Below are 5,560 nucleotides of genomic sequence, written 5' to 3'. Positions count from 1 at the left end.
GCTGGCATTGGCCGTGGACGAAATTCGGGCCGACATCGAGGCCCCGGGCCTGGACGGCGTGCTGCTGTGCGGCGCTTCCCCTCGTGTGGACGGCGAACTGTACCGTCTGCCCGTGCAGGTGGAACATGTGAACCTGCGTGAGCAGTGCGTGCAGGCGTACAAGAATCCGGACAGAACGCCCGTTGATTCCGCCAGCGCGCCCGAACTGCTGACGCTCATGGCCCGAGACTACGTGAACATGGGCGTAGTGAAACTGCAGAAGAGCGAAGCCCCCGAGCCTGCATCGGTAACGGGCGTGCAGCGCATTCTGGTGATCGGCGGCGGCTGGACCGGCCTTACGGCGGCCCTTGAAGCCGCGGCCACGGGCTATGAGGTGGTGCTGGTGGAAAAAGCCGACAAGCTCGGCGGCGCCGCCAACAATATTCCTATGGCTTCTCCCCTGGTTTCGCCCTGGACGGACAAGCAGCCCACCAACCTTGTGGCCAAGGTCAGCGAAGTTACGGGCAATCCCAAAATCAAGATTCACATGAATGCCCACATGGAAAAGCTGGAAGGCCAGCCCGGGGAATTCAAAGCCGTTATCGGTACGCTTTCCGGCCCTGTGGAAGTGGAAGTGGGCGCGGTGGTGCTGGCTACGGGCTGGGTTGCCCTTGACCAGAAGTATCTGGCTCCCATGGGTCTTGGCAAAAGCCCTATGGTGGTGGACGCCGCCACTTTCGGTAAAATGCTGGTGGCAGACCAGGTGAAGGCCAACCGTATCGCTTTTGTGCTTGATACCACCATGGCCGAACAGGCCGTGGCCAAGGCCGCTGAAGAAAGCGCCCCTGCCGGTGATGAAAAGCCCGCGGCGGCCGCTGCCCCCGAGGCTGAGGAAGGCGAAGAGGTTTTTGTGAAAGAAGACCTCGAAAGCCTCCGGCATCTGTCTTACTCCAATGCCGTTAACAGCGTGGGCATGCTGCGCCTTGCCAATACGGTCTGCGAGAAGACCAACGACGCCTGCCAGGCATTCATCCTTTATAAGGATATGACGGTTCCCGGCATTCTTGAGCGTTTCTACAAGAAAATGCAGGAACGTCTGGGCGTCATGATGACAAAGGCCGATGTGACCGACATCCGTGAAGCGGGCGGCCACATGGTTGTGGAGTGCAAAAACACGCTGCTCGGCATGGACTTTGACCTTGATGTGGACATGGTTGTTCTGCCTACGGGCCTTGTGCCCACCACGGCAAAGGACGTGACCATCCACTTTGACTACCGCCAGGGGCCGGACTTTCCGGACTTGCAGCTGTTTGACGGCTTTGCCGACTCAAACTACATCTGCTTCCCCTACGAAACGCGCCGCACCGGCGTGTACGCGGCGGGCTGCGTGCGCCAGCCCCTGACCATGGACGCTTGCGAAGAAGACGCCAAGGGCGCGGTGCTCAAGGCCGTGCAGTGCATTGAGGCGGCCAGCCACGGCGTGTCAGTACACCCGCGTTCAGGTGACCTTTCCTACCCCCTGTTCAATATGGTGCGCTGCACCCAGTGCAAACGCTGTACTGAAGAATGCCCCTTCGGCGCTCTGGACGATGACGAAAAGGGAACGCCCCGGCTCAATCCCACGCGCTGCCGCCGTTGCGGCACATGTTTCGGCGCGTGTCCCGAGCGTGTCATCTCCTTTGCCAACTACAATATTGACCAGATCGGCTCCATGATCCGTGAAGTGCAGGTGCCCAAGGACTTCAAGAAAGAGGGCCCCCGCGTGCTCATCCTGGCCTGCGAAAACGACGCCTATCCTGCCCTTGATATGGCCGGTGAGCGCCACAAGCCCTGGAGCCCCTATTGCCGCATCATTCCTGTGCGCTGCCTTGGTTCGGTCAACGCCATCTGGGTGTCTGACGCCATGAGCAAGGGCTATGACGGCGTGATGCTGCTGGGCTGCAAGTATGGCGATGACTACCAGTGCCACTTTGTGAAGGGTTCGGAAATCTGCGCCAAGCGCAAGGAAAATATCGCCGAGACGCTCAACCGTCTGGGTGTTGAACCCGAGCGTGTGGAACTGCTTGAAGTAGCCATTGATGAATACGACAAGGTTCCCGCCATCATTGACGGCTTTGTGGATCGCATCGTGGCCATGGGCCCCAACCCGTTCAAGGGCATGTAGGAGGAAGGCAGCAATGGCACAAATTACCATCAAACCTGATCTGGAGTTTGTCAGGGCGCTGGAAGAGGCGGGGGGCGAGTCCCTCAAGAAGTGTTACCAGTGCGCCACATGCTCGGTGGCATGCCCACTGTCTCCTGCCAATGCGCCCTATCCGCGCAAGGAAATGGTGTGGGCCTCCTGGGGCCTCAAAGACAAACTGCGTGGAGATATTGACCTGTGGCTTTGCCACAACTGCGGCAACTGCTCGGACCTTTGCCCGCGCGGAGCCAAGCCCGCCGACCTTATGGGCGCGGCGCGCAACGTAATTTATAAAGATCTGACCGAACCCACCGTGGTGGGCAAGTGGATGAGCAAGCCCTCGGGCCTGCCCATTCTCTTCGGCATCCCTGCCGTGATATGGCTTGTGGTGTGGTGGATTCGCGCCGGGTTCAACGGCGGCCAGTGGTTCCCCCGCGCTGCCGACGGGCGCATTGTGTTCGGTCAGGTGTTCTACGGCGACTATACCATTGACCCCATCTTCATCCTGACGTTCTTTGGCGCGCTTTTCATTCTGGCGCGTGGCGTCATGAAGCTGTGGGCGCTCTTCAAGCCCGAGGGCAAGACCACCGTTATCGGCAAAACAAAATGCTGGATCTGGCATTTGTGGGACGTGCTGTGGGATGAAGTCATCACGCACCGCAAGTTCGACGATTGCGAAAACGGTCCCGCCACGGGCAAAGAAACCCCCAGCCGCAAGTACGGACACTTTCTGCTGGTGTGGAGCTTTGTCATCCTGGCATGCGTAACCGCCATCGTGGCTTTTGCCCACTGGGGCGGCAAGGTGATGCCCGTCATCCATTTTGAAACGCCCATGCCCCTGACCTTCCCCGTGAAAATTCTTGCCAACATCGGCGCGCTCATGCTGCTGCTGGGCCTGGGTTTTCTCACGGTGCGCCGTCTGCGCCTGAACCCCAAGTTCCAGGGATCCAACTGGTACGACTGGTACCTGCTCGGCATCATCTGGCTGGTGGCGGTTACCGGTGTGCTGTCGCAGTGCTTCCGCCTGGCGGACGCCATTGTGCCTGCATTCCTGGTGTATTACCTGCACCTGGTTTTTGTGTGGATGCTCTTCGCCTATCTGCCCTGGTCCAAGCTCGGGCATTTTGTCTACCGCACGGCGGCCCTGTTGTACGCCCGCATGTACGGCAGAAGTTAGTTGGCGCGGCGCTCCCGGCGGCTGGCTGCCGGGAGCGCTTACAGAGTCTGCACTGTTGGCATTAAAGTTTTCTTGAATAAAATTACGATCTCCGAGGAGGAGGCCGCCATGTCCGATACATCTCGCAAAGTTTTTCCTGTGGAGTCCGTGCTTGCCCTCGTGGTGGGCAAGGAAGGCGTGGACGTGAAGGAAGTTGCCGGTTTTGTGGCCGGGCGCACCATCGTCTGCGATACCTGCGCCAAGGCTGTGGGGCCTTTTGCCGCCACATGGCTGGCCCGCTGCTTTCCAAAATTTGCGGAACTGGAATGGAAAGAAGGGCAGTCCTGGGACGCTTTTGTGAATAACGGCAGAAGCCTGCTTGGCGATAATGTTTCTCTGCCCGCCATGGACGGCCATACCAAGGCTATGGTTGACCATGTGGTTGATTACCTTGGCGAAACATATGACAGCCTGGCCGCGCAAACCGCTGCCGCCACGGCTCTTGAAGAGCAAGTGCGCGTTCTTGAGCCTGCCCAGGCCCGCGCCGAGGCCCTGTCCAAAAAAGTGGATGAGCTGGAAGCCAAGATCAAGGCCATGAATGCCGATATGGGCGGCCTGCGCCGTCAGGTGGCCGAGTTCCAGGGCAAGGTTGCCATCAACCATGACGACCTGCTTGTGAATATTAAAGACGCCATCAAGGACGGCCTCAAGGGCATGGTCATGGCCGGCGGCGCCGGCGCCGCTCTTGCCGCCTCCGGCGACGAGGCTGTGGCTGAAGCTGTGGAAGAAAACGCCGTACCCGACGATTTCGGTTTTGGTTCTTCCGGGGCCAGCTCGGAAGGCTTCGGCTTCTAGAGCAGTTTACGAATGAAATGAGTTAGCTCTGCAAGGATTTTCAGGAAAATCCTTGCCACGAAATGCGAGCAGGCAGGCTTTTGCCTGCCGTAGGTGAGCATTTCAAGTGTTAACAGGCCCTGGAGCGCTTGCCTGCGGCTTTTTTAGGCCGCAGCAAACGGACAGACGACGGAACGCCCGGTTTGTCGGCCTTTCCCCGCCGTGAAATGGGCAGGGAAGCCAGCGGGCAACACTGGGTCACAAGACCGGATTGTGCGTTGCCGCCATACAGGCACAAGCAGGCAAGCACAATCAGGAAGGCAAAATCAGACGGCACAAAGTGGAGATGCTTTGGGCCGCTGCGAACAACACTTTAAAAAATCCCGTCCCTCTGCGAGGGGCGGGATTTTTATTGGAACAATATTGTATACGGTTTCCGGCGACGGTGCGGGCAGACATTTGCCGCAGGATCAGTCCGTACTTGGAGACCTTGCGTGTGCCTGCCTGCCTACCTGCCTGCCGGGCAGGCCGTCTCATGGCAGAGCCGGGCTGGTCAGCTCAGGCGCTTTTCAAAAAAGACACGCCTGAAGCCGTCTTCGGTGCGGCGGCCGGTTTCCGTATAGCCCAGTCGGGGATAGATGCTGAGGTTGGCGGTCATCTTTTCATTGGTGTACAGGCACACCGCGTTGAGGCGCAGCCGCCGGGCCTCGGCTTCGCAAAAGGCGATGAGCGCCTTGCCGATGCCCCGGTCCGCGGCTTCGGGCAGCACTGCCACGCTTTCCAGCAGCATGTGTCCGTTTTGGGGGTAGAAAACGATATAGCCCTGCACCGCGCCGTTTTCTCCCAGATAGACATACGCCAGCCCGGCCGCTATCTGTGCGGCAAAGTCGGCGGCCATTGGGGCAGGTTCACGGCCCATGAGCGGGATATACCCCTCATAGGCCCGGCGGGCGCATTGCCGAATGGCAGCTTCGTCCTGTGGCGCGGCTGTTCTGATCATGGTTGTTCCCTGGGGCGGCTCGTTGTTATCCCTGCCTGCCGCCTTACCAGCGTTCCGGCATAAAGTGGGGCGGCAGTGTGTTTTCCGGCTGCTGGGCCACCTTGTCCCGCAGGGCGCGGATGACAAGGCGGGCGTCGGCCAGTTCCCTTTCCACGGCATCAAGCTGGGTCTGCTGCGCCGTGAGGGCGGCGTCCAGCTTGCCGATGCGTTCTTCCTGAAAAAACGTCAGCTCTTCCAGCCGGGTGAGCCTTTCTTCAAGCATATTGGGCATGACTGTTCTCCTGTGCGTCAGGCACGGCGTCCGGGGACGGGAAATTTGCCGGACTTTTGGTCACGGTCATTGCCCCGGCCGGGCTTTCTGTCCCGTGCGCGCTCTGCTTCGCGGGCAAGGCGCTGCTCTGCCGCCTCC

5 protein-coding genes are annotated in these 5,560 nt (G+C 59.7%); 3 read left to right on the top strand and 2 right to left on the bottom strand.

The annotated features are described in order from the left end of the window. The 3 genes from qmoB to V6C16_RS07075 all read left to right on the top strand — a co-directional run. Positions 1 to 2,143: heterodisulfide reductase subunit B (gene qmoB, locus V6C16_RS07085; protein ID WP_333542946.1), on the top strand; the 2,143-nt coding region annotated here is incomplete at its 5' end. A gap of 13 nt (positions 2,144 to 2,156) precedes the next feature. Further along, on the top strand, positions 2,157 to 3,338 hold the full coding sequence (qmoC, locus tag V6C16_RS07080) for a quinone-interacting membrane-bound oxidoreductase complex subunit QmoC (protein WP_333536704.1): 1,182 nt from the start codon (positions 2,157 to 2,159) through the stop codon (positions 3,336 to 3,338). A 108-nt stretch (positions 3,339 to 3,446) separates the two neighbouring features. Continuing rightward, positions 3,447 to 4,172, top strand: a complete 726-nt coding sequence (locus tag V6C16_RS07075; RefSeq protein WP_333536703.1) for a hypothetical protein — start codon at positions 3,447 to 3,449, stop codon at positions 4,170 to 4,172. A gap of 532 nt (positions 4,173 to 4,704) precedes the next feature. Here V6C16_RS07075 and V6C16_RS07070 read toward each other — a convergent pair. Both V6C16_RS07070 and V6C16_RS07065 read right to left on the bottom strand, forming a co-directional pair. Next, entirely contained in the window at positions 4,705 to 5,151 is a 447-nt protein-coding gene (locus V6C16_RS07070; RefSeq protein ID WP_333542945.1) for a GNAT family N-acetyltransferase, read from the bottom strand. A gap of 43 nt (positions 5,152 to 5,194) precedes the next feature. Continuing rightward, positions 5,195 to 5,422 (bottom strand): SlyX family protein, encoded by a 228-nt coding sequence (locus tag V6C16_RS07065; protein ID WP_333542944.1) that lies wholly within the window; start codon positions 5,420 to 5,422, stop codon positions 5,195 to 5,197. Positions 5,423 to 5,560: the final 138 nt, after the last annotated feature.

This window comes from Desulfovibrio sp. 1188_IL3213 (assembly GCF_036763145.1).
Lineage (GTDB): Bacteria > Desulfobacterota > Desulfovibrionia > Desulfovibrionales > Desulfovibrionaceae > Desulfovibrio.
The sequence above is the reverse complement of the archived record's forward strand: the minus strand, read 5'-3'. Positions and strand labels throughout refer to the sequence as shown.